Annotated in this window: 22 protein-coding genes, 2 tRNA genes and 1 riboswitch; of the genes, 9 read left to right on the top strand and 15 right to left on the bottom strand. The window is 67.4% G+C overall.

Going from position 1 to position 21,732, the window contains the following annotated elements; genetic code table 11:
• Positions 1-1,463, bottom strand: a 1,463-nt coding sequence (locus AC1RLU_RS13775; protein WP_492796190.1) for a HAMP domain-containing protein, incomplete at its 3' end; no start/stop codon positions are given.
• 158 nt (positions 1,464-1,621) lie between these two features.
• Here AC1RLU_RS13775 and AC1RLU_RS13770 point away from each other — a divergent pair.
• Positions 1,622-2,398 carry a DUF1499 domain-containing protein gene (locus AC1RLU_RS13770; RefSeq protein WP_492796189.1) on the top strand — a complete coding sequence of 259 codons (777 nt, stop codon included), beginning with the start codon at positions 1,622-1,624 and terminating at the stop codon, positions 2,396-2,398.
• Between the two features lie 55 nt (positions 2,399-2,453).
• On the opposite strand, the gene AC1RLU_RS13765 is transcribed toward AC1RLU_RS13770, so the two are convergent.
• The 4 genes from AC1RLU_RS13765 to AC1RLU_RS13750 form a co-directional block, all read right to left on the bottom strand.
• Entirely contained in the window at positions 2,454-3,368 is a 915-nt protein-coding gene (locus AC1RLU_RS13765) for an MBL fold metallo-hydrolase (protein ID WP_492796187.1), read from the bottom strand.
• A 14-nt stretch (positions 3,369-3,382) separates the two neighbouring features.
• Entirely contained in the window at positions 3,383-3,517 is a 135-nt protein-coding gene (locus AC1RLU_RS13760) for a hypothetical protein (protein ID WP_280140814.1), read from the bottom strand.
• Between the two features lie 86 nt (positions 3,518-3,603).
• The gene (locus AC1RLU_RS13755) at positions 3,604-3,849 is read right to left on the bottom strand and encodes a hypothetical protein (RefSeq protein WP_492796185.1); all 246 of its coding nucleotides are present in this window, start codon (positions 3,847-3,849) and stop codon (positions 3,604-3,606) included.
• Positions 3,850-3,870: 21 nt separating this feature from the next.
• Positions 3,871-3,947 (bottom strand) — tRNA-Pro (locus AC1RLU_RS13750).
• A 148-nt stretch (positions 3,948-4,095) separates the two neighbouring features.
• On the opposite strand from AC1RLU_RS13750, the gene AC1RLU_RS13745 reads away from it, so the two are divergent.
• Positions 4,096-4,170 (top strand) — tRNA-Gln (locus AC1RLU_RS13745).
• A 13-nt stretch (positions 4,171-4,183) separates the two neighbouring features.
• Here the strand turns inward: AC1RLU_RS13745 and AC1RLU_RS13740 are convergent.
• A complete protein-coding gene (locus AC1RLU_RS13740) occupies positions 4,184-5,692 on the bottom strand; it encodes a M81 family metallopeptidase (RefSeq protein ID WP_492796184.1) in 1,509 nt (502 codons plus the stop codon).
• Positions 5,689-7,269, bottom strand: coding sequence for an ABC transporter substrate-binding protein (locus AC1RLU_RS13735; protein ID WP_492796182.1), 1,581 nt, complete (start codon positions 7,267-7,269; stop codon positions 5,689-5,691). The genes AC1RLU_RS13740 and AC1RLU_RS13735 overlap by 4 nt, the downstream gene beginning before the upstream one ends.
• Positions 7,270-7,609: 340 nt before the next feature.
• Between AC1RLU_RS13735 and AC1RLU_RS13730 the strand changes: the two genes are divergently transcribed.
• Positions 7,610-7,912, top strand: a complete 303-nt coding sequence (locus AC1RLU_RS13730) for a hypothetical protein (RefSeq protein ID WP_142114687.1) — start codon at positions 7,610-7,612, stop codon at positions 7,910-7,912.
• A gap of 78 nt (positions 7,913-7,990) precedes the next feature.
• On the opposite strand, the gene AC1RLU_RS13725 is transcribed toward AC1RLU_RS13730, so the two are convergent.
• Complete coding sequence (locus AC1RLU_RS13725; protein ID WP_492796181.1) at positions 7,991-8,905, bottom strand: hydrogen peroxide-inducible genes activator; 915 nt, start codon at positions 8,903-8,905, stop codon at positions 7,991-7,993.
• Between the two features lie 184 nt (positions 8,906-9,089).
• Here AC1RLU_RS13725 and katG point away from each other — a divergent pair, with 184 nt between their 5' ends.
• The 6 genes from katG (at position 9,090) to AC1RLU_RS13695 (ending at position 14,865) form a co-directional block, all read left to right on the top strand.
• Entirely contained in the window at positions 9,090-11,264 is a 2,175-nt protein-coding gene (gene katG / locus AC1RLU_RS13720) for a catalase/peroxidase HPI (RefSeq protein WP_492796180.1), read from the top strand.
• A gap of 145 nt (positions 11,265-11,409) precedes the next feature.
• Positions 11,410-11,931, top strand: a complete 522-nt coding sequence (locus tag AC1RLU_RS13715) for an RNA polymerase sigma factor (protein WP_492796179.1) — start codon at positions 11,410-11,412, stop codon at positions 11,929-11,931.
• Positions 11,928-12,713 (top strand): anti-sigma factor family protein, encoded by a 786-nt coding sequence (locus AC1RLU_RS13710; protein WP_492796178.1) that lies wholly within the window; start codon positions 11,928-11,930, stop codon positions 12,711-12,713. Before AC1RLU_RS13715 ends, AC1RLU_RS13710 begins: the two co-directional genes overlap by 4 nt.
• 81 nt (positions 12,714-12,794) lie before the next feature.
• Entirely contained in the window at positions 12,795-14,114 is a 1,320-nt protein-coding gene (locus AC1RLU_RS13705) for a sulfite oxidase (protein ID WP_492796177.1), read from the top strand.
• Between the two features lie 26 nt (positions 14,115-14,140).
• Complete coding sequence (locus AC1RLU_RS13700; RefSeq protein WP_142114693.1) at positions 14,141-14,464, top strand: hypothetical protein; 324 nt, start codon at positions 14,141-14,143, stop codon at positions 14,462-14,464.
• 11 nt (positions 14,465-14,475) lie between these two features.
• The gene (locus AC1RLU_RS13695; protein WP_061968527.1) at positions 14,476-14,865 is read left to right on the top strand and encodes a c-type cytochrome; all 390 of its coding nucleotides are present in this window, start codon (positions 14,476-14,478) and stop codon (positions 14,863-14,865) included.
• A gap of 46 nt (positions 14,866-14,911) precedes the next feature.
• Here the strand turns inward: AC1RLU_RS13695 and AC1RLU_RS13690 are convergent, their stop codons facing one another.
• The 7 genes from AC1RLU_RS13690 to AC1RLU_RS13660 form a co-directional block, all read right to left on the bottom strand.
• Positions 14,912-15,583, bottom strand: a complete 672-nt coding sequence (locus tag AC1RLU_RS13690) for a beta/alpha barrel domain-containing protein (protein WP_492796176.1) — start codon at positions 15,581-15,583, stop codon at positions 14,912-14,914.
• A 76-nt stretch (positions 15,584-15,659) separates the two neighbouring features.
• On the bottom strand, positions 15,660-16,427 hold the full coding sequence (locus tag AC1RLU_RS13685; RefSeq protein ID WP_492796175.1) for a glucose 1-dehydrogenase: 768 nt from the start codon (positions 16,425-16,427) through the stop codon (positions 15,660-15,662).
• Positions 16,424-17,416, bottom strand: a complete 993-nt coding sequence (locus AC1RLU_RS13680) for an ABC transporter substrate-binding protein (protein ID WP_492796174.1) — start codon at positions 17,414-17,416, stop codon at positions 16,424-16,426. The genes AC1RLU_RS13685 and AC1RLU_RS13680 overlap by 4 nt, the downstream gene beginning before the upstream one ends.
• Positions 17,417-17,421: 5 nt before the next feature.
• Positions 17,422-18,171 (bottom strand): ABC transporter permease, encoded by a 750-nt coding sequence (locus AC1RLU_RS13675; protein WP_492796173.1) that lies wholly within the window; start codon positions 18,169-18,171, stop codon positions 17,422-17,424.
• The gene (locus AC1RLU_RS13670; protein WP_492796172.1) at positions 18,168-18,959 is read right to left on the bottom strand and encodes an ABC transporter ATP-binding protein; all 792 of its coding nucleotides are present in this window, start codon (positions 18,957-18,959) and stop codon (positions 18,168-18,170) included. Before AC1RLU_RS13670 ends, AC1RLU_RS13675 begins: the two co-directional genes overlap by 4 nt.
• Positions 18,949-20,397 (bottom strand): acyl-CoA reductase, encoded by a 1,449-nt coding sequence (locus AC1RLU_RS13665; protein WP_492796171.1) that lies wholly within the window; start codon positions 20,395-20,397, stop codon positions 18,949-18,951. Before AC1RLU_RS13665 ends, AC1RLU_RS13670 begins: the two co-directional genes overlap by 11 nt.
• 5 nt (positions 20,398-20,402) lie before the next feature.
• On the bottom strand, positions 20,403-21,479 hold the full coding sequence (locus AC1RLU_RS13660; protein WP_492796170.1) for a LuxE/PaaK family acyltransferase: 1,077 nt from the start codon (positions 21,477-21,479) through the stop codon (positions 20,403-20,405).
• A gap of 86 nt (positions 21,480-21,565) precedes the next feature.
• Positions 21,566-21,696: riboswitch (TPP riboswitch) on the bottom strand.
• Positions 21,697-21,732 lie beyond the last annotated feature (36 nt).

Genomic DNA, 21,732 nt, shown 5'->3' with positions numbered 1-21,732 from the left:
GCCGTCTCGACCCGGTTCGTCAGGTCCCCGCCAGCGATCGCAGACAGCGCACCGGCGAACTCCGTCGTCGCACCGTCGACAACCGCGTTGATCTCGTTGATGCCCTCGACGAGTTCCTTGAGCGGGCCTTCCATGCCCCCGACCTGCGCCTTGCCGGAGAAATTGCCGTCACGGGCATCGGCAACGATGTTGGCGACTTCGCCGAGCAGCTTCTGGACATGGGCAGCCTGCTCGGCATCGGCGAGCATCGCGAGTTCGCGGTCGCGCCGGTTCTGCTCGAGGGCAAGCGCGTTCTCGCGGTAGATTTCGAGGGCGCCGCTCAGCGAACCGATCTCGTCCGGCGAGGGGGCAGCCGGGATGGCCTGGGCGAAATTGCCCGTCTGCATCTCGTCCAGCGCGGATTTCAGCGAGACCAGCGGCCGCACCACCCGGCGCTGCACGCCGCGCCAGCTCAGGACGCAGATCGCGAGCAGCACGGCCAGCAACGAGCCGACGATGGCGAGCCTCGTCCAGGCAGCGTTGAGCTCCTTCTCCGTCCGCGTGACCATGTCGTCGAGCGACTGGGTGACGGCGGAGACGATCGCGGTGAACGGTGCGTTGCACTGCTTCGTCCATTCCTCCGCCGCGATGACGGGGCCGGAACCCTGCCCGAGCTTGCCGATCAGGTCGTCCATCCTGCGGTTCGAGGCTTCGACCTCGGCCGACATGACGCCGATCTTCCGGACGAGCTCGCTCCCGACGCCAGGCCGCGAGGCGAGCTGCTTCAGCGTCTCGCCGGCGGCGTTGGAGATGCCGCGCAATTCGCCGAGCTTGCGGATCTGCGCCGTCTCGAGCGCCTTGCCCGAGCCGAAGGCCGGGCGCAGCACCGAGCATTGCGTGCCGTAGTTCGAGCGGACATCCCAGCCGGCCGACTTGAAGCTCTGCAGGTCTGCCAGGATCGGGTCGGCGAGGCGGGCGGCATTGGAGGTCTCGTCGGAAGCCTTGACGATCGCGCCTTCGATCGAGCCGACGCCGTTATACCAGGGCATGGTGGCGGCGAGGCTGCGCTGCGCCTTCGGCTTCGCCGCCTCGGCATAGAGATCGGCCATCCTGGCGTCGGTGAGCTTCTGCTGCTGCTGGATGCCGGCGATCAGCTCCTTGCGGCTCGGCAGGTCGGTTTCGTCGAGCTGCGTGATCGCCTCGGCGATGCGGCTGCGATTGCTCTCCTCGATCTGCTTCAGCACCGGGGCGGGATCGTCGGCGACCTGGATGCTGGTCTGGGCCTGTCCGCGCGCGGTGCGGATCGCGTTGCCGGTGAGCAGCAGGGCCTTGTCGGCATCGACCAGCTCGGCCAGCCGCATGTTGCTGCGCACGTCGACGATGGATTGTTGCGCCATGTAGGCCAGCGCACCGATGCCCGGGACGCACAGGCACGCCATGGTGGCGACGAGATAGTTCTGGATCGAAGAGGGGAAGAATTTCACGGCGGGACTCGAGCGAGACATGCGGCGGTAAGGCGGTGGCGGAGGCCGAGAGGCAGCAGCGAAACCTCTTCCTGCCCACTTATTGCCGATTTGATTAAGATTGCGCTTCACGCGCTCGCCGGCTTGCGTTCCGGGTTCGCCACGGGCACGAAAGGGCCATGCACCGCCGTCTCGTCTTCGAGGAACCGGTTTCGCGCGCCGCTGTCTGGAGCAGGCGGCTGGCCTGGTTTGCGTTCGCGGTGCTGCTTTTGTCGCTGCTGCTGGTGCGTTTGCGGGAGCCGAGCATCGAGGGGCTCGCCCCGGTCGCCGGCGCCTATGTTCTCGTGCTCGCGGCGCTCGGTCTTGCCATCCTCGCCTTCATCCGCATCTGGCATTCCGGCCATCGCGGCGCCGGCATGGCCGCCGGCGCGCTGATGCTCTCGCTCCTCCTGCTCGCACCGGCAGGCTTTATCGTGCTCAGGCTCGTGACCAGGCCGGCTCTTGCCGATGTCTCGACCGATATCGACGATCCCCCCGCCTTCAGCCGTTCGCAGGCCGCGTTGACGGCGCGTTCCGGCCGGGTCCCGCCCGACGTGCCGGCGCTGCAGCGGCGCTTGCAGCGTCAGGCCTATCCCAAGGCGGTGCCGATCCTGCTCGAACTGCCGGCGGAGGCCGCCTTCGATCTCGCCAGGCGGGCGGCATTGGGACTGGGCTGGCAGGTGCTGGAGACCGCGCGGCCGGGCGGGCGCAGCGGCGCAGGGCGGGTCGAGGCGGTGGCCCGCGGCCGCATCCTGCATTTCTCCGAGGACATCGCCATCCGCATCAGGCCGCGTGTCGACGGCAGCCGGATCGACATCCGCTCGGCCTCGCGCCTCGGCAGCCATGATCTCGGCGTGAATGCGGCGCGTGTCGCGGCCTTCACCGACGAGATCGAATTGCTGATGGAGAGCCGCTAGAGCGGCCGGAAAAGTGGAACGCGGTTTCCGGAAAAAGCCGATGCTCCAGACGGCTTCAGGCGAGCCTGTAGCGGCTGGCGAGGGCTGGAATCGCGTCGCTGGACTGGACGGCGCCGCGCAGCACGAGATCCTCGATCTGGGCCAGCACCGAGAGCGCCGCGGCGCCGTGCAGGGCCGGGGCCAGGCCCTGATAGATCACCGGCACCATCGCGGCGATGGTGTCGTCGCCGGCGCCGAGCCGGTTCAGGATCGCGGCCTCGCGCTGGCGGCGGTGTTGGACCAGTCCGCGCAGAAACCGCTGCGGCTCGGTGACCGGGCCGCCATGGCCCGGCCAGTAGCGGGCGTGCTCCAGCCCGCGCAGTTTTTCGATTGAGGCCATATAGGCGGCCATCGAGCCGTCGGGCGGAGCGACCACCGTGGTCGACCAGGCCATGACATGGTCGCCGGAGAACAGCGTCTCCTCTTCGGCGAGCGTGAAGGCGAGATGGTTGGCGGTGTGGCCGGGCGTCTCGACGGCGGCGAGGCTCCAGCCGGGCCCGGAGACGGCGTCGCCGTCGGCCATCGCCCAGTCCGGCAGGAAATCGGTATCGGCGGCGGCATCGAGCACGCGGCCTTCGCCCGGTCCGAGCTCCCGCGACGGTCGATGCGGCCCGCAGCCGACCACCGTCGCGCCGGTCGCCGCCTTCAGCGCGGGCACCGCGGGCGAGTGATCGCGATGGGTATGGGTGACGACGATATGACTGACCGTCTCGCCTTGGACCGCCGCCAGGAGGCGCTCGATATGGCCTGCATCGTCGGGGCCGGGATCGATGATCGCGACCGTGCCGCGGCCGACGATATAGGAGCAGGTGCCCGTGAAGGTCATCGGTCCGCCATTGCCGGCGATGATCCGGCGGACCAGCGGCGACAGGGTGGCGACCGTGCCGACCGCCGTCGGCGCGCTTCTGTCGAACTCGATCTCGTCGGCCATCTGTCCCGCTGGCCCTAGCTCGTCGACTTGCCGCCGCAGCTCTTGGTGTCGGACGATCCGAACAGCGGGCCGAAATTGCCGCACTTGTCGCAGCCGGACAGAAACACGGCCAATCCGAGGATGCCGGCAAGGAGGGTGATGCGCTTCATGGACCCGACCGTTCGATTCGATGAGGCGGCAGTCTAGTGGCTGTGGGTGTTGGACGACAGGGGCAATTCGGTCGGAAAGCGCGCACTCAAAGGCTGAGATCGGCAAGCCAGCCCAGGATGCAGATCGCCGACAGGGCGATCAGGGCAAGGGTGGCCTTGGCGTCGGGCGGGCAGTCGCGCAGCATGGTCGTCTCCGTTTCGGAGCCGAGGCAATAGTCGTGCCGTTTGACAGATGGGTGACGGTTCCGGCGATGCAGCCGGGGCCAGGCGAGCGAACCGGTCGGGTCTTCGTCGGAAAAAGAAATGGCCCGTGAGGGCCATTCGTTCGTCACTTGAAATATCTCGGGAAATTTTGGTCGGAGTGGCAGGATTTGAACCTGCGACCCCCTCGTCCCGAACGAGGTGCTCTACCAGGCTGAGCCACACTCCGATCCGCTGGTGGCCGGCTTATAGCCAGCGCGCGGCTCCTGTGCAACAGGCTCTTTGCAGGTTGTGGAGGAATTCTTCCGGCAAGGCGCGGGGCGAGGTCGCTTGGCGGTTGCGTGCTGCGCCGCCGCGTTCTAGAAGGCGCCGCATATTGGGGCGTCGCCAAGTGGTAAGGCAGCGGTTTTTGGTACCGCCATTCGGAGGTTCGAATCCTCCCGCCCCAGCCAGCGGCCCGACGCGTCAGCCTCCCGCTGCAAAGCTCGGGCTGCCATAGGGATAGTAGTCCGCCAGCGTGAGATGCTTGTAGGCAAGTGCGTCGAGATGCACCGTGCCCATGAAGGGCTCGGGCGGCTCGACCAGGAGGATGGTGGGCGCAAAGCCGCTATCGTCGAAGCCCCGGCGGAAATGGACGCGCGACTTGATCGCGATCACATCGAAATCCCGGGGTTCGAGCCCGAGCTGCCAGAGCTCCGCCGGCTCGACGATCTGGACGAGATAGGGGCTGAGCACCAGCACATTGCCCTTGCCGAATTCGACGCAGATCCAGTCCTTGCCATGGCCGCGTGCAGTCGTTGCCGGGCCCACGGATCGCAGCGTGCCGGAGATGCGGACGGGCGCACCGGCCGATTCGTCGAAGAGGCCGCCGATCTCCGCATTGAAGGCGTCGCCCGGCTTCGCGCCGGACTCGATCACGGAGCGAACCACCTCGGGTGAGGCGATCGTGGCGATCAGGGTACGCTCCAGCTTTTGCGCCACGATCTCCTGAAGGAGCCAGGTGGCGTAGCCTGAGCGATCGCTGTAGTCGGCGAGCACGACGGGGCCCTTGCCGCCGGCGACAGCCTCGCGGGCCAGAGCGACAGCCTCCTTCGCCTTGTAGATCTTGACGGTATCCAGCAGCGCCTGGCGCCGGCGCCAGATCCAATCCGCCATGTCGCGCATGACGCGCTCGGCGAGGTCGGGGTCGTTGTTTGTCAGCACCTGCAGCGACATGCCGGCATCGGGGACGTCGGACCAGGGAAAGCCGAAGAACACGTTGACGAAGACATCGGGCTCGCGCGCCTCCCAGATCAGTGCACGCTGGATGAGATCGGACCAGGGCGAGGCGCCGGTCCACATCACCACGGTCGGCGCGATGATCGGGATGCGCAGGGTCCGATGCACCGGCTTGAAGCTGCCGCGGATCGACCGGACCAGCATGCGTGCCGCGCGCTCGCCTTGCAGATGCATGTCGTAATGCGGGAAGTATTTCACGCAGAACGCCATGTCGGCCTGCGCCAGGAAGGCCTCGTCCTCGTTGCCGTGCGGGTCGAAGGTCGCGGTGATGAAGGCGCTCTTGCCCACCACCTCGCGGACGCGCCGGGCGATATCGGCTTCCGGCTTCGGCACCCCACGTACCGCGAGCGCACCATGGAGCGCGAGATAGACGCCGTCGAATTGCGGCTGCGCCTTCAGCTCCGCGATCATGATGCCCATGAAATGCTCGTAGGCATCCTCGGTCACCCAGCCCGAGCCCGTTCCGGTCCGCGGCCAGAGAGGCGAGGTGATGCCGATCAGCTCGACATCCTCGAACTCGCGGGCAACCTGCACGAAGCCGCCCATGTAGCCTTTGGGATCGGTGGCAAGCAGGTCCTCGCCGGAGGCCGGAGATCCCGGATAGATGAAATCCTCCCGCGTCGTGTCGTTTGGAAGGAACGTCACCGTCTCATGAGCGAACTGAAGAACGGCGATCCGAAGCTTGGAATGTGTCACAGCGGCCTGACGTCGTAGAACTGGGCGAAACCGATACGCATGCCGGTGATCCCGCGATAGGCCGTCTTTTCGTAGTAGGCGCCGAGCGGGATATAGGGCACGTCGATGAAGAACTGCTTCTGGATCTCGGCACAGATCGCCTTCTGGGCCGCGACATCCTTGGCGGCGAACCAGTCGAGCCTGAGCTCTTCGAGGCGCGGCGATGTAGGCCAGCCGAACCAGGCCTTGTCGCCATTGCCGCGGATGCCGAGCTGGCTCGCGGGATCGAAATTATTCGTGCCGTTCAGGTAGGTGAGGAAGATGCTCCAGCCGCCCTTGTCGACCGGCTGCCGGCTGGCGCGGCGCTGGACGACCGTGCCCCAGTCGGTCGAGACCAGCTCGACGTTCATGCCGGATTTCTGCAGGGCATCGGCCGCCACGGCCGCGAGCGCATGGGTCGAGGGGTAGTCGGTCGGATCGAGCAGCACGACGCGCTCGCCCTTGTAGCCGGCCTCCGCCAGGGCGCGTTTGACGGCGGCGAAATCGCGCTTGCCGACCAGCATCTCGGTCCCGGCCGTCGTCGCCATCGGCGTGTCCGGGCTGAAGACGCCGACATGATCCTTCCAGAGCGAGCGCTCGTCCCCGGCAACCGCCGTCATGCACTCGCTCTGGTCGATGGCGCCGAGCAGCGCCCGCCGGATCGCCGGATTGTCGAAGGGCGGGTGCAGTGCGTTGAAGCGCAGGCAGCCGATGCCGCCGGCCGGGTCAAGCCCCTCCAGCTTGAGGCCCGGTTTGCCTTTCAGCGCAGCCTGAAGATCGGGCGTCGGGTTCTGCCACCAGTCGATCTCGCCGTTGCTCAGCGCATTCGCGGCCGTTTGCGGATCGGGGATGATGTGCCATTCGATTCGCTCGAAATGCGCGTGCTTGGGGCCCGCGGTGAAGGTGGCGGAGCCATCGGCGCGCGGAACATAATCGGCAAACCGCTCATAGACGGTCAGCGCACCCGGGACGCGCTCATCGGCCCTGAAGCGGAACGGCCCGCTGCCGATCATCTCGGTGACCTGCTTGTTGGGGTCGGTGACGGCGAAGCGCTCGGGCATGATGCAGGGCATCGAGGTTCCCGTCTTGCCGAGCGCCGCCGGCAGCAGCGGGAAAGGCCGCTTGAGCCGGAACTTCACGACGCGATCGGATTCGGCCGAGAGCTCGTCGGTCGCATCCATCAGGGCGCGGCCGAAGGCGTCGCGTGCCGAGAAACGGCGAATGCTCGGCACGACGTCCTGCGCGCGGACCGGTTCGCCATCATGGAAGCGCAAGCCCTCGCGCAGCGTCAGCCGCCAGAGCTTGCCGTCGTCCTCGACCGTATGGCCGGCCACCATCTGCGGCTCGAAACCGTAGGCGGCGTTCTGGCCGTAAAGCGTATCGAAGACGAGGTAGCCGTGATTGCGCGTCACGGTCGCCGTCGTCCAGACCGGGTCGACGATCGCGACATCCGATTCCGGAATGAATTTCAGCAGTTTCGTCGGCTGCGCGAGAGCCGGCTTTGCAATCGCGGAGACCGCAGCACCCGCAGCGACACCCAGAAATGTCCGACGCTTCATGCCGTGAGCCCTCTGCCGAGGAGATGGAAAGGACGCTTAAGGTTACGTCGCTGCAATCCCAATGCACCGATCCTAGAATGGCCGAATTGGCGGGCGCAAGCGCTTTGCGGACCTGTGTATCGGCCGCGCCATGCACGTTGAGCGCATCGCCGCCCTTCCATTCCCAGGCATTGAAACCGTGTCGCACCCTTGCAAAACTCGGCCTTCGAATGGCGTTGCGGAAAGCCGGAGCCTGATAATAGGGCGGCAATCGGTGCGTGATGAACGTAAGCCAACAACGCGGTTCATGAACCGTTGAGGCGTTGGCGCGTTTAATGCGATCGGATCAAGGAGAAAACATATGCGCAAATTCCTCGTACTTGCTGCCCTGGGCCTTGGCGTTTCGCTGGCCGCCCCGGCGATGGCTTCGGAACAGCTGCCCGCGTCGATGGCGCAGCGATTGGACAAGCAGGACGCAGAATACACCTGGTCGGCCGCTGCCGAGCGGCGGCACATGATCATGCGCGAAACCCAGCGGCAACAGCGCTATGGTCGCGGCGGCTACGGCTATGGCCCCCGTCATGGCTATAGCCGGGGCTATGGCTACGGCCCGCGTCCCGGCTACGGCCCGCGCCCCCATTATCGTCGTCACCGCGGCTGGTAATCGGGACGCAGAGTACTCGCAACGGATCGGCGGCCCGGTGACGGGCCGCTTTTTTTCGACCTCGATCGGAGCTGTTCGTCAGATCGGGGACACCACGCATCCTTGCCGCAGGATGTCGTGTTCCTGACGGACGATCTCGCCGACCTGCATGAAATGCTCGGCCAGGGGATTCGTCTTGCGCCAGATCAGGCCGATGCTGCGCGCCGGCCGCGGCTCCGCCAGCCGGGCGATGCTGACCTCCACGGCGGATGTTTCTGCGGCTACCGCCATCTCCGGGATCAGCGTCACGCCCATGCCGGCGCCGACCATGCGCACCAGTGTCGCCAGCGAGCTGCCTTCCATCGGGTCCTGCGAGAGGCCGGGCGTCATCTTGCAGAAGGCCAGCGCCTGATCGCGGAAGCAATGGCCCTCCTCCAGGAGCAGCAGGCGCATCGCGCGCAGGCTCTCGACGCCCGGCGGCGGCTTGCCGCGGTCGGCCAGGGCGCGCACCAGGACGAACTCCTCCTCGAATAGCGGATGATCCTGGAGCGACGGCTCGGAGACGGGCAGGGCCATCACCGCGACATCGAGGCCGCCGGTGATGAGGTCCTCGGTCAGCTTGCCGGTCACCGCCTCGCGCGGACGCAGGTCGACGGCGGGAAATCGCTCCGTCAGGCGCCGGATCACCGCCGGCAGCAGATAGGGCGCGACCGTCGGGATCATGCCGATGCGCAATCGGCCGCCGAGCGACGGGCTTGAAGCCCGGGCCAGATCGGCCAGCTCGTCGACCGAGCGCAGGATCTGCTGCGCCCGCCCGGCAAAGGCCTCGCCGAGGCTGGTCAGCCGGATCTGCCGGCGATCGCGCTCGACCAGCTGCGCGCCGAGCAGCGCCTCCAGATCCTTGACCTGCAGCGACAGCGCCGGCTGGCTGATGGCGCAGGCATCCGCCGCGCGGCCGAAATGGCGGTGCTGCGCCAGGGCCGCGAAATAGCGCAGATGCTTGATCGATATCATTTGAAAAAATTATCGTAGTGATTTGAAAATTCAAGTTCTCATTATGGTGGCTTTTCCCTAGAACCATTCGAATGGAACGGCGCGGCATCTGCGAGGGCGGATGCGGGACGTAGCCGTGTTCCGGCGTGAGGCGGCGATCGCCTTCCGGAAAGATCCAATTCAGCAGGCTCCGAAGGGGGATATCATGAGCGGTGGTGACGCGAAGACGACCGGCAAGTGCCCGGTCATGCATGGCGGGATGACCCAGACCGGCGGCTCCGTCACCAGCTGGTGGCCGAACGCGCTGAACCTCGACATCCTCCACCAGCAGGACAGCAAGACCAACCCGCTGGGCAAGGACTTCAACTACCGCGAGGAGCTGAAGAAGCTCGACGTCGCGGCGCTGAAGAACGACCTGCGCGCGCTGATGACCGACAGCCAGGACTGGTGGCCGGCCGACTGGGGCAGCTATGTCGGCACCATGGCGCGCATGACCTGGCATGCCGCCGGCACCTATCGAATCTCCGACGGCCGCGGCGGCGCCGGCACCGGCAACCAGCGCTTCGCCCCGCTGAACTCCTGGCCGGACAACGCCAATACCGACAAGCCACGCCGCCTGCTCTGGCCGATCAAGAAGAAATACGGCAACCGCGTCAGCTGGGCCGATCTGATCGCGCTCGCCGGCACGATCGCCTATGAAGTCGCCGGCCTGAAGACCTTCGGCTTCGCCTTCGGCCGCGAGGACATCTGGCACCCCGAGAAGGATATCTACTGGGGTGAGGAGAAGGAGTGGCTGGCGCCGAGCGACAACCGCTATGGCGATCTCGCCAATGCCAAGACGCTGGCGAACCCGCTCGCCGCCGTCCAGATGGGCCTGATCTACGTCAACCCGGAAGGCGTGAACGGCAAGCCCGACCCGCTCAAGACCGCCGCGATGATGCGCGAGACCTTCGCCCGCATGGCGATGAACGACGAGGAGACGGTGGCGCTGACCGCCGGCGGCCACACCATCGGCAAGAGCCATGGCAATGGCGATGCCGCCAATCTCAGCCCGGCGCCGGAAAGCGGCTCGCTCGAGGATCAGGGCCTCGGCTGGATGAACCGCAAGGGTCGCGGCATCGGTCGCGACCAGGTCGTCAGCGGCATCGAGGGCGCCTGGACCACCCATCCGACGCGCTGGGACAACGGCTTCTTCGAAATGCTGCTCGGTCATGACTGGGAGCTGCGCAAGTCGCCGGCCGGCGCCTGGCAGTACGAGCCGGTCTCGATCGCCGATGCGGACAAGCCGGTCGACGTCGAGGACGCCGCGATCCGCCACAACCCGATGATGACCGATGCCGACATGGCCTTGAAGGTCGACCCCGCCTACCGAGCGATCTCGGAGCGCTTCCTCAACGATTTCGAGGCGTTCTCGGATGCCTTCGCCCGCGCCTGGTTCAAGCTGACCCATCGCGATCTCGGCCCGGCCTCGCGTTATTTCGGCCCGGACGTTCCGTCCGAGGAGCTGGTCTGGCAGGACCCGGTCCCGGCCGGCCGCGTCGGCTACGATGTCGCTGCCGTCAAGGCGAAGATCGCCGAAAGCGGCCTCTCGACCGCCGATCTGGTCTCGACCGCCTGGGACAGCGCCCGCACCTTCCGCGGGTCGGACAAGCGCGGCGGCAGCAATGGCGCCCGCATCCGCCTCGCCCCGCAGAAGGACTGGGCCGGCAACGAGCCGGCGCGTCTCGCCAAGGTTCTGGCTGTTCTGGAGCCGATTGCGGCCGCTGCCGGCGCGAGCGTCGCCGACATCATCGTGCTCGCCGGCAATGTCGGGGTCGAGAAGGCGGCGAAGGCTGCCGGCTTCGACGTGACCGTGCCCTTCGCGCCGGGCCGTGGCGATGCCACCGATGCGCAGACCGATGCGGCTTCCTTCGCCCCACTGGAGCCGCTCGCCGACGGCTTCCGCAACTGGCAGAAGGAAGCCTATGTCGTCACCGGCGAGGAGATGCTGCTCGACCGCGCCCAGCTGCTGGGCCTGACGGCGGCTGAGATGACGGTGCTGCTCGGCGGCATGCGCGTGCTCGGCACCAACCATGGCGGCACGAAGCATGGCGTGTTCACCGACCGGGTCGGCGCGCTGACCAGCGACTTCTTCGTCAACCTGACCGACATGGCCTACGCCTGGGTGCCGGCGGCGAACGGGCTCTACGAGATCCGCGACCGCAAGACCGGCGCGGTGAAGTGGACCGCCAGCCGCGTCGATCTGGTCTTCGGCTCGAACTCGGTGCTGCGCGCCTATGCCGAGGTCTATGCCCAGGACGACAATGCCCGGAAATTCGTCGACGACTTCGTCGCGGCCTGGGCCAAGGTGATGAACGCCGACCGCGCCGATCTGGCCTGAGACGATCGAGCGGAAGCATCGGTTCGCTAAAAGCCCCGCCGGCCCAGCCGGCGGGGCTTTCTGTCGGCATTGCTCCCATGGCGAGGCTTGGAGCCGCCTCACGGCCGGGTTAGACAGGGCGAATCCGCTGCGGAGGGCTTCGTCCTTGCGTATCATCGTCGAGCATGCGCTGCGCCAGAACTGGGAGCGCCTGTTCTCCTATGCGCTGCGCCTGAGCGGCAATCGCGACGGCGCGGCCGATCTCCTGCAATCCTGCGCGACCAAGGCACTCGCCGCTTCACCGCCGGAAGACGGGGAACGTATCCGCGCCTGGCTCTTCGCGATCCTGCGCAATATCTGGATCGACGAGCATCGCCGCAGCGCGGTCAATGCCGCGGCAGCCGAGGAGGCGCTGGAAGACGAGCAATGGCGCCGCGACGACCGGATGATCGCGGTCATCACCGTCCGGCAGGCGCTCGAACGTCTCGACCAGTCTCATCGCGAGGTCATCGAACTGGTCGATCTCGCCGGCTTCCGCTATGGCGAGGCGGCGGATATCCTGGGCGTGCCCGTGGGAACCGTGATGAGCCGCCTCAGCCGGGCGCGGCTTTTGCTTCTGAATGCGATCGAGGGCGGCACTGTCCGCCCCTTCGCCGCGCGGCAGCGCAAACGAGCCAACGACACGTGACCGATAGCGAACGCCTCTCCTGGACCATGCTCAACGCCTATGTCGACGGCGAGCTGGAGCCCGATCAAGCCGCCAAGGTCGCGGCGGCACTCGCCGATGATCGCGCGGCTGCCGCTCAGGTCGCGACGCTGACGCGGCTGCGGGCGGCGGTGAAAGCCGCATCGCCGATGTCCGCGCCACCGCCTTTCGCGCTGCCGCGAGCCCGTTCGCGGGCGATGCGCTGGGCGCCTTGGGCTGCCGCGGCCTGTCTTGCTCTGTTCATCGGTGCGGCTTCGCTCGGCATCGGCCAGCGGCAGTCGGGCGCCTCGTCCCTCTCCGCCGCGATCGCCGCCCATCAGCTCTGGCTGGCGCAGTCTCCGACGGGCACGGCGCCGCGTCTCGGCGTCGAGCTCGCTGGTGCCGAAGCCGGGGCTCTGCCGGACCTGTCGCTCGCCTCGCTGCGTCTCGTGCATCTCTCGCTCGACCCTGCCGGGCGTGGCGGCGGCGGCATGCTCGCCGGCTATGTCGGTCCGAATGGCTGCCGCGTTGGCCTCTGGATTGCGCCGGTCGAGGCGGCGCTGCCACAGCAGCCGGCCGTGCAGGATCGAGATGGCCTCTTGGTTCGTGCATGGCGGGGGGAGCGCGCGAGCTATGCCTTGCTCGGGCGCGGCATCGACCCCGCCCGCCTCGACGGCATCGCCGCGCTGGTCGCAAGGATCACGCGCGACGAGCCCGGCGTCCCGCGCGAGCAGGTCGCGGCGCTGGCCGAGGCCCGCAGTGTGGGGCCGGCCTGCCTCGGCTGAAAAAAGATTCTCTTAGGTTGGAATAAATCGAAGAGCTGATGCGTCGTCTCCAGTGAGGAATATGTCCTCGGGAGAAACGCCATGCTCAACGAAGCAGACCTGCGCGATGGCGCAGCCGCTACCGATGCCGTGCCTGCTGCCGGCGCCCCTGATACCCCCCGTACATCGCGACGTCTTCTGCTCGGCGGCAGCCTCGCCGCTCTGGGTCTGGCTACCGGCGGCCTGCCGCGCCTGTCCATGATCTCGCCTGCTGCCGCGCAGGGCGCTGCCCCCGCCGCTGCGCCGCCCAAGGGGCCGCAGCCCTTCGACTATCCCGGCAAGGACAAGGGTCTGACCCTGCTCGGCGATCGCCCCCTCGTCGCCGAGACGCCCGCAAACCTGCTCGACGACGACACCACGCCGATCGCGAAATTCTTCGTCCGCAATAACGGCCAGATCCCGGAGCCGATCAAGGATGTCGATGGCTGGCAGCTCAAGATCGAGGGTGAGGTCGACAAGCCGCTGACGCTGACGGTCAAGGAGCTGAAATCCCGCTTCAAGGCGCATACCTTCCGCATGGTGCTGGAATGCGGCGGCAACGGCCGCTCCTTCTACACGCCGGCGGCGCGCGGTAACCAGTGGACCAATGGCGGCGCGGGCTGCGCCGAATGGACCGGCGTGCGCCTTGCCGACGTGCTGAAGGCGGCCGGCCTCAAGGCCTCCGCCAAGTTCACCGGCCATTACGGCGCCGATCCGCATCTCTCCGGCGACACCACCAAGGACGCGGTCTCGCGCGGCATGCCGATCGAGAAGGCGCTGGAGCCGCACTCTCTCATCGTCTGGGCGATGAACGGCGAGCCGCTGCCGCATATCCATGGCGGCCCGCTGCGCCTGGTCGTGCCGGGCTGGCCGGCCTCGCTCTCGTCGAAATGGCTCAACCGCATCCTGGTCCGGGCGACGCCGCATGACGGGCAGGGCATGGGCGGCACCTCCTACCGCGTCCCGACCGTCCCGATCGTCCCCGGCTCGAATGCCGACGGCAAGACCAACTTCGCCGACCTGACCTCGATGCCGGTGCGCTCGATCATCACCGCGCCCGCCAACGGCGCGCGCCTGCCGGCGGCGACGCGCGAGGTCGCCTTGCGCGGTGCAGCCTGGGCCGGCGACCACACCATCGCGAAGGTCGAGGTCTCCTTCGACGCAGGCCAGCGCTGGCACGCCATGACGCTCGCCAAGCCGAAGAACCGCTATGACTGGGTGCGCTGGACCGGCAAGATCAAGCTGCCGAGCGACGGCTATTTCGAGCTCTGGGCCCGCGCGACCGATTCCCGCGGCGTCGCCCAGCCGCATGTCGCGACCAACTGGAACCCGCAGGGCTACGGCTCCAACCCGCTCCACCGCATCGCGGTCCTGGTGGGCTGACGATGGTATTCGCGCAATCGCTTCGGATGGCCGCTCTCGCGGCCATCCTCCTCGCCCCCTCCTTGAGCTTCGCGCAGGAGGAGACCGCCGAGACGCTGCCCGATTTCCCCGGCCGCGAAGAGACCTTCGGCTACTGCATAGCCTGCCATTCGATGACGGTTGTCGGCCGGCAGGGCATGGATCGCGCCCGCTGGGACGAGACGCTCCACTGGATGGCGGAAAAGCACGGCATGCCGGAACCCGATCCGGAGATGCGCAAGACCCTGCTCGATTATCTCGCCCAGGCCTTCCCGCCGAAGGCGCCGGCCCAGAACGGTGGCTGGGTCAATCCCTTCGCTCCGAAGCCATAGGATATCTCGTGATGAAATTCGCAGTCCTCGCCGGCGCCGCCCTGCTGGCGGCCGCCGTCCAGCCCGCCCGTGCCCAGGACGCCGCTGCCGGCGAGAAGGTCTTTGCCCAGTGCCGCGCCTGCCATCAGGTCGGCGAAACCGCCAAGAATCTGGTCGGGCCGGCCCTCAACGGCGTCATCGGCCAGAAGGCCGGCGCGCATGAAGGCTACAGCTACAGCGCGGCGATGAAGGCCTCGGGCCTGGTCTGGGACGAGGCGACCTTCGCCGAATACATCCAGAACCCCCGCGCCAAGGTCGCTGGCACGAAGATGATCTATGCCGGTCTCAAGGACGAGAAGCGCGTCGCCGACCTCCTAGCCTATCTCAAGCAGTTCGACGCCGCCGGCAAGAAGGCTGAGTGACGACGTTCTGGTGCCGGACCTCGTGAAATGGTCCGGCTGCTCTTGCTCAGAGACAGTCGGCAATGGCGTCGAGCTGCGCCCGCAAGGCCGGGCCGGAGGCGGGAAAACGGCCTTCCAGCGCGGCCGTGCCGATGGTGAAGCCGGCGGCTCGGCAGCGATGGATCGCTGCGATCTGCTCGGGACGCTCGATCGAGCCGGCGACGAGGACGGGCTTGTCCGTCGCAGCGCAGACCGCCGCGATCAGCGCTTCCGCATCCGTATTCGAGCGGTAGGCCAGCAGATCGAGCCCATCGACGCCGTCCCGGTTGGCGATGGCACGGGCGCTGCCGGCGATCTCGGCGACGGAGCCTTCCAGAATGCTCGGATGGCCGGAGATGCGTCCGGCAAAGGGATAGTAGCGGATGCCGGTACCATGCAGGAGCGGCAGCACGTCCTCGGCATGGGTCCCACCGAGCAGGTTGTCGACACCGAGATCGATGGCCGCTCTCACCGAGGCGATCTCGCTGGAGCGATCGAGCGAGACGACTTCGAGATAGCTCGTTGCGCCGCCGGCTTTGATCAGGCGGTGGACGGTCCGGAGTTCGGCGAAGGGCAGGCCGATATCCTTGAAGCCGATATGGCGGATGCCGGCCGCCAGCGCGGTCGCGACATGGTCGATGGCGTCCGGCACCGTCCGGTCATGGCGCGTGAGCATGAAGATGAAGTCGAGCCGGGTCATGGCTTCCTCACGGAGCTGAGCCTTCAGGCATGCCACAGGTTTCGAGCGGAGAGGAGGCCTGCTCCTCGCCCTCTGCTCAGGTCATGACCAGCCCGCCATCGACATGGAGCACCTGCCCGGTGACGAAGCGACTCCAGTCGCTGGCAAGGAAGAGCACCGGGCCAGCGACATCCTCCGGCGTCGCGATGCGGCGCAAGGGCGTCTGCGCGATCAGCATTTCCCGCACCTCTTCCGGCGTCGTCGCGCTCGCCTGCGTCGGATAGACCAGCCCCGGCGCGACGCAGTTGACACGGATACCGAGCGGGCCGAGCTCGGCCGCGAGATTGCGGCTGAAGCCGACCAGTGCCGCCTTGGCGGTGGTGTAGTCGTGATAGGGGATGCTCGGCCGCGTCACCAGATCGCTGGCGAGATTGACGATGGCCCCGCCGCTGCGGCGCTGGAGCAGCGGCAGCATCGCGCGGCTGACCGTATAGGCCGCCTTCACCGCGCCCTCGAACTGCTGCTCATAGGCCTCCCAGGGTGTTTCCCAGAAGCGGGCGCGGTTACCCGGGTCGAAGCGATAGGGCGCGAAGGCGTTGTTGACGACGACATCGAGCCGGCCGACCTCCTCCGCGATGCGCGTCGCCATGGCGGCGACCGCGTCGGAGGACGTGACATCGGCGGCGATGGCCAATGCTTCGCCGCCGAGCGCGCGGCATTCCGCGACGACGGCCTCGGCAGCCGCCTCGTCCGTCCGGTAATTGACGATGACGATCCCGCCCTCAGCGGCGAAGGCTTTCGCGATCGCCGCCCCGATGCCGCGGCTCGCGCCGGTGACGAGGATGGCCCGGTCGCGGAATTTCACGGCGCGCCATCCTTCGGCGGGATCAGGTCGCTCTTCACGACCGCCTTCATGTCGATCTGGCGGGCGATAAGGCCGAGGCTGCGGAAGGTGTCGGCGCCCTTCTGCAGGGCCTCGAGATCGAAGCGGCCGAGCCCCTCGCGCTCGGTGGTCGGCGAGACGCTCGACGCATTGCGCAGCTTGATGATCTCGAGGTTCACGGCCTCGTCGCGGCCATTGATGGCGCGGGTGACGGCGATGCGCGCGGCCTCTTCGGGCTTGGCGATCATCCAGGCGGCAGAATCGCGATAGGCGGCGAGGAAGCGCTTCAGCAGCGGCTTGTTCTGCTCGTAATAGCTTTCTTTCACGACGAAGATGTCGCTCGGCAGGTTGAGCTGGTCGCGGACTTCGATGACGTTGGCCTCGGCCAGACCCTTGGCGCGGGCGACGAGTAGGCCGGTATCGGTCGCGGCGGTGGCGTCGACCTGCCCCTGCATCAGCGGCGCGAAATTGAGCAGGCCGGTCGGCTGGATGGTGACGTCCTTCTCGCCCAACCCCACCTGATGCAGCAGCACGAGCAGGTTCTGGTAGGTGCCGCTGGCGAGGCTGTAGACGCCGATGCGCTTGCCCTTGAGATCGGCGGCGGAGCGGATGCCGCTGCTCTTCAGCGCGACGACGTTGAAGACGTTCTGCGGATAGATGTTGTAGATCGCGACGAGCTTCTCGCCCTTGTCGAGCGCGAGATAGAGCGCAGCCGGATCGGTGAAGGCGATGTCGGCCTGGCCCGCGAGCATGTTCTGCAAGGCCGCGCCGCCGCCATTGCCGGGGACATAGTCGAGCGCGATGCCCTTGGCTTTGAAGAAGCCCTTGTCCGGCTCCGCCAGCAGGTTGGTGATCTCGCTGATCGGCTGGCTCCAGCCGGCGACGGTGACCTTGTCGAGCGATTGAGCCGTCGCGGGCGCCGCGACGAGGCAGGAGAGGGCAAGCATGAGGAAGGCGCGCAGCGCAGACATGGGGATCAGCCTTTCGAGAAGCGGTGCAGGACGCGACGCTCGATCAGGCGCACGGCCTCGTAGAGCAGCATTCCAAGGGCGGTGATGACGATGAAGAGCGCGAAGATCAGGCTCGAATCCATTACGCTCTGTGCGGCGATGATCGAGGCGCCGAGCCCGATGCGCCCGCCGATGAACTCGCCGACGACCGCGCCGACCAAGGCCAGCACGACCGCGACGCGCAGGCCCGCCATGATGATGGGCAGCGCCGCCGGCAACTTAAGGCGCAGCAGGGTCTGGAGGCGCCCGGCACCGAGCATGCGGAAGAGTTCGCGCCTGGAAGCATCGACCTCGCTGATGCCGGTTAGCGTGTTCTCCATCAGCGGGAAGAAGCAGATCAGCGCGGTGATGACGACGGTCGGCGTCATGCCGAAACCGAACCAGATGATGAAGAGCGGCCCGAGCGCGAGCTTCGGCACGAGCTGGCTCGCCAGCACATAGGGCCGCAGCAGGCGGCTGAGCGCCGGGAATTCCGCCAGCAGGATGCCGACACCAAGTCCGACAACGGCGCCGATGCCGAGACCGAGCGCCATTTCCGTGGCCGTCATCGCCAGATGCGGCCAGAGCCGGCCGGTCGCGATCTCGCTCCACAGCGTCGCGAGCACGCTGGAAGGCGCAGGCAGCACGAGCGGCGACAAGCCGCCGAGCTGGCACCAGGCTTCCCAGCCGGCGAACAGGACGACGAGCAGCAGGAGAGAGGGTAGGCGCGCCATCATGCCGCCGGCCTCCGGCTGGCCGTGGCGACGCCATCCATCGCGTCGCGCAAGGCGCGGCAGGCGGCGATGAAAGCGGGCGCATAGCGCATGTCGCGATGGCGCGGGCGGACGAGCTCGATCCGGCGCACATGCGTCACGCGGCCTGCTTCCATCACTGCGACCGTGTCGGCGAGATAGACGGCCTCGCCGATATCATGGGTGACGAAGAGCGCGGTGGTGCCGTTGAGCGCGCAGAGGCGCAGCAGATCGTCCTGCAATTCCTCGCGCGTCAAGGCATCGAGCGCGGCGAAGGGTTCGTCGAGCAGCAGCAGGTCGGGATTGCCGACCAGAGCGCGGGCAACCGCGACGCGGCTCTGCTGCCCCCCGGACAGTTCGGCCGGGCGGCGCGTGGCGAAATCCGCGAGGCCGACACGCTCCAGCAGGTCGAGCGCGGCATCCTTGTCGGCGATGGTCGGGCGGCGCTTCAGCGAGACCGGCAGCAGGACGTTGTCGAGCGCGCTCAGCCAGTCGAGCAGCGTCGGCGCCTGGAAGACGAAGCCGGCGTGTGGGCTCGGCCCGGCCAGTGCCTCGCCGCCGATGCGGATCGTGCCCTCGCTCGGCAGCAGCAGGCCGGCTGCGAGCTTGAGCAAGGTGGTCTTGCCGCAGCCGCTGCGGCCGAGCAGGCAATGGATCTCGCCGCGCGGGATCGTCCAGTCGATCGCATCGACAACGGCCGGGCCGGTTGCGTCATAGCGATAGCTGGTACGTTCGATCGTGACGAAACCGGTTTTGGTGGGGTCAGTCGACATAGGGCGCAAACCCCTCTGCCGCGGCTTCCGCCAATTGTTCGATCTCGGTGAAGGTGACGAGGTCGAGCAGGCTGAAGCGCCCGTCATGGTGCCAGCCCGCCTCCGGCGCGGTCATGCGGCCGAGCGGGGCGATGCGGCTGACACCGATTGCGCCAAGCTGTTCGGAAAGCCGGAACAGCCGCTCCGGCGATGCGGCGATGCCGGCTGTCTGCAGGAAGCTGCGATAGGGGGCGACGAGGGCAGGGACATTGTCGAGGTTCTCGACCGCGACCAGCTTGAGCGTGCGGTTCAGCCCGGTCGGGCTCAGGGCCTCCTGGGTCTCGACATGGACGACGTTCCAGGGATCGGACAGCTCGCCGAGAAGTTCGGCGGTGCCATCCATCGCGCGGGTTTCCTGCGCCCCGCGCCATGATGCGATCGAGGAGGCCTCGTCTTGCGAAAGCGCGCGGCGCGGATGGCGGGAGGAGAGGGAGCTGAGTTCCTGCGCGACGTAGCGGGAGAACTCTGCAGGGCTGACCTTGCCGCCGCGCTCGACGAAGAGCATCTGCGGCGAGTAGCAGCCCTGCTGTTCGTAGCGGGTGACGTCATGCGCCGCGAGCCGGGCCAAGGTAGGAGCCTTGCGGCTGTCGAGCGCCTCTCGCGCGATCACGCCGAAGCCGATCTTGTGGCCATGCGGCAGGAAGCGCGTGGTGATCGGCAGCTTGGCGCGCAGGGCCGTCAGCGTCTCGTTGCCGCCATAGGCCATGACGGTGTCCGCCTCGCGCAAGAAGACCGGCTCGGCCGCCGCTTCGCCGCCCTTCCACCAGGTGATCGCGAGGCATTCGCCGATCTCGGGATCGATCTCGGCCAGCAGGCTCGCGAACCAGCCGGCGGTCAGCGGCTCGGCCGAGGCGAGCTTGCCGACACCGCCGGCCTTGACCAGCAATCCGCAGATCAGGCTCCAGAGCGAGAGCGCGGGCACATTGCCGGCCCAGATATGGAGCAGAAGCCCCGGCCCATGGGCGCGCAGATAGCCGCCCTTGGGCGTCGGCTGGAAACGGTCGAGCACGCCGGGATTGGCGAAATCCTCGGCAAGGAAGCGCAGGAGCTGCGGCTTGCGGAAGGTCTTGAGATAGCCGGTCAGGCCAAGGCGCACCGTCTCGCGATCATAGCCGGTGACGATCGGCAGCAGATGTTCAGCCTTGCGCCGCAGCGGGTGCTCGCGATCGAGCAAGCGCGCGATGGCGGCATCGATCGCCGTGACGATGCGGGCTGTCTCCATCCGCTTCAGCCGGGCGCGCGCGTTGTCGCGCACGTGAGCACAGAGCGCCGCGGCCTGCACTTCGTCGAGCTCCGGCAGCGCGATGGCGACGCTCTCGCCCCAGGCGCTATGGCTAACTTCGCGCCAGCGCAGCGCCGCGCGGTTCAGGCCCGGCAGATGACCCGCATGCTCGATCACCGTCGTCAGCCTCGTGCCGCTGCGAGGAATTCGGCGACGGCGACCGAGCAGCCCTTCGAGGCCTCGCCATCGACGCGGCCGAGCAGCTTGAATCCGCCGGGCACGATCTCGCCGGCATCCTCGGTCAGGATCGCCGCGACGCAATTGAAATGGGCGAGGTCGTGATGGACGATCACGCCGCGCTCGCCTTCGGGCAGGTCCGCGCCGGTCAGCGGGTCGACGACGCGGCTGCGGATCCAGTGCGGGCCGGATTTGACCGACGGGCAGACGGCATTGCCGTCGTCATAGAGCTGTGAGCTCAGCTCAGTCATCCCGTACATGTTGATGCAGGACGCGCGCGGCACGCCGAAGGCGGCGCTGAGCCCGTCATAGAATTCGTCGGGCCCGAGTTCGCGCGACTGGCCCTTGAAGCCGCCGGTATCGAGGATGCGGCTGCCCTCCGGCAGGGCGAAGCGTCGGCCGCTGGCCGCGAGCGCGTCCAGCACGGGCACGAAGGAATAGCTCGCGCCGAGCAGGGCATAGGGCTCACCGCTTGTCTCAGCCTGCTCCAGTGCCGACAGAAGACCGTCGAGATCGAGCCCGGCGGCATCGATGAAGGTCTCGGAATCCGCCGTGCCGCATTCGCGCTTGGCGAGCGAGAGATAGGTGGCGAGCGAGGAATTCGGCAGCTCCGCCTCGTTGGGGAAGAGGATGCCCATGCGGATGCGCTCGCGGCCCTGCATGAAGCGCGCGCGGAAATTCGCCAGCATCGAGCGCTTCCAGACGTCGAGCGTCGGATGGTAGCTGCGGCCGCGGATGCCTTGCGTGGTGCCGCTGGTCATGAAGACGTGGCTTGCGGCTTCCGGCGGGCTGCAGCTCAGCGTCAGGTCCTTGAAGGCGGTGATCGGCACGGCCGGGATATCGCGCCAACGCCGGACCGAGAGCGGCGTGCGGCCGCGCTGCAGGCAGAAGCGCTTATAGGGCTCGTTGTTGCGGAACTGATAGGCGAAGACCTTGAGCGCCACGGCCTCGAATTCGGCTTCCGATGCGTCGGGAAGCGCGATGAACGCCAGGAGCGCCGCGATGATCTCGGCTTGCGTCACTTGAAGCCACTCCGTTCGGACGCACACGGCGAAGCCGGGGCGTCGATCGCTGGAGGATCACGAGCGCAAGCTGGAATCAGGGCCTCAAGGCCGCATGTCCCGCATCCCTACGCCGGTATGATCCGGATCAGGTTCGGAGGGTCACCGCGTTGCCTAAGGCTCGAAAGCCCAGCCGGCGGAATCTCAGCCTCCTAGCGAGGCCCCCCTGGGAACGGGAGCAGATGACGAGCGGCGGGCCTTGCTGTCAAGCGAT

This window comes from Allobosea sp. GW822-FHT05A11 (assembly GCF_058800455.1).
Note: the sequence above shows the minus strand (reverse complement) of the source record. Positions and strands in the feature narration are given on the sequence as shown.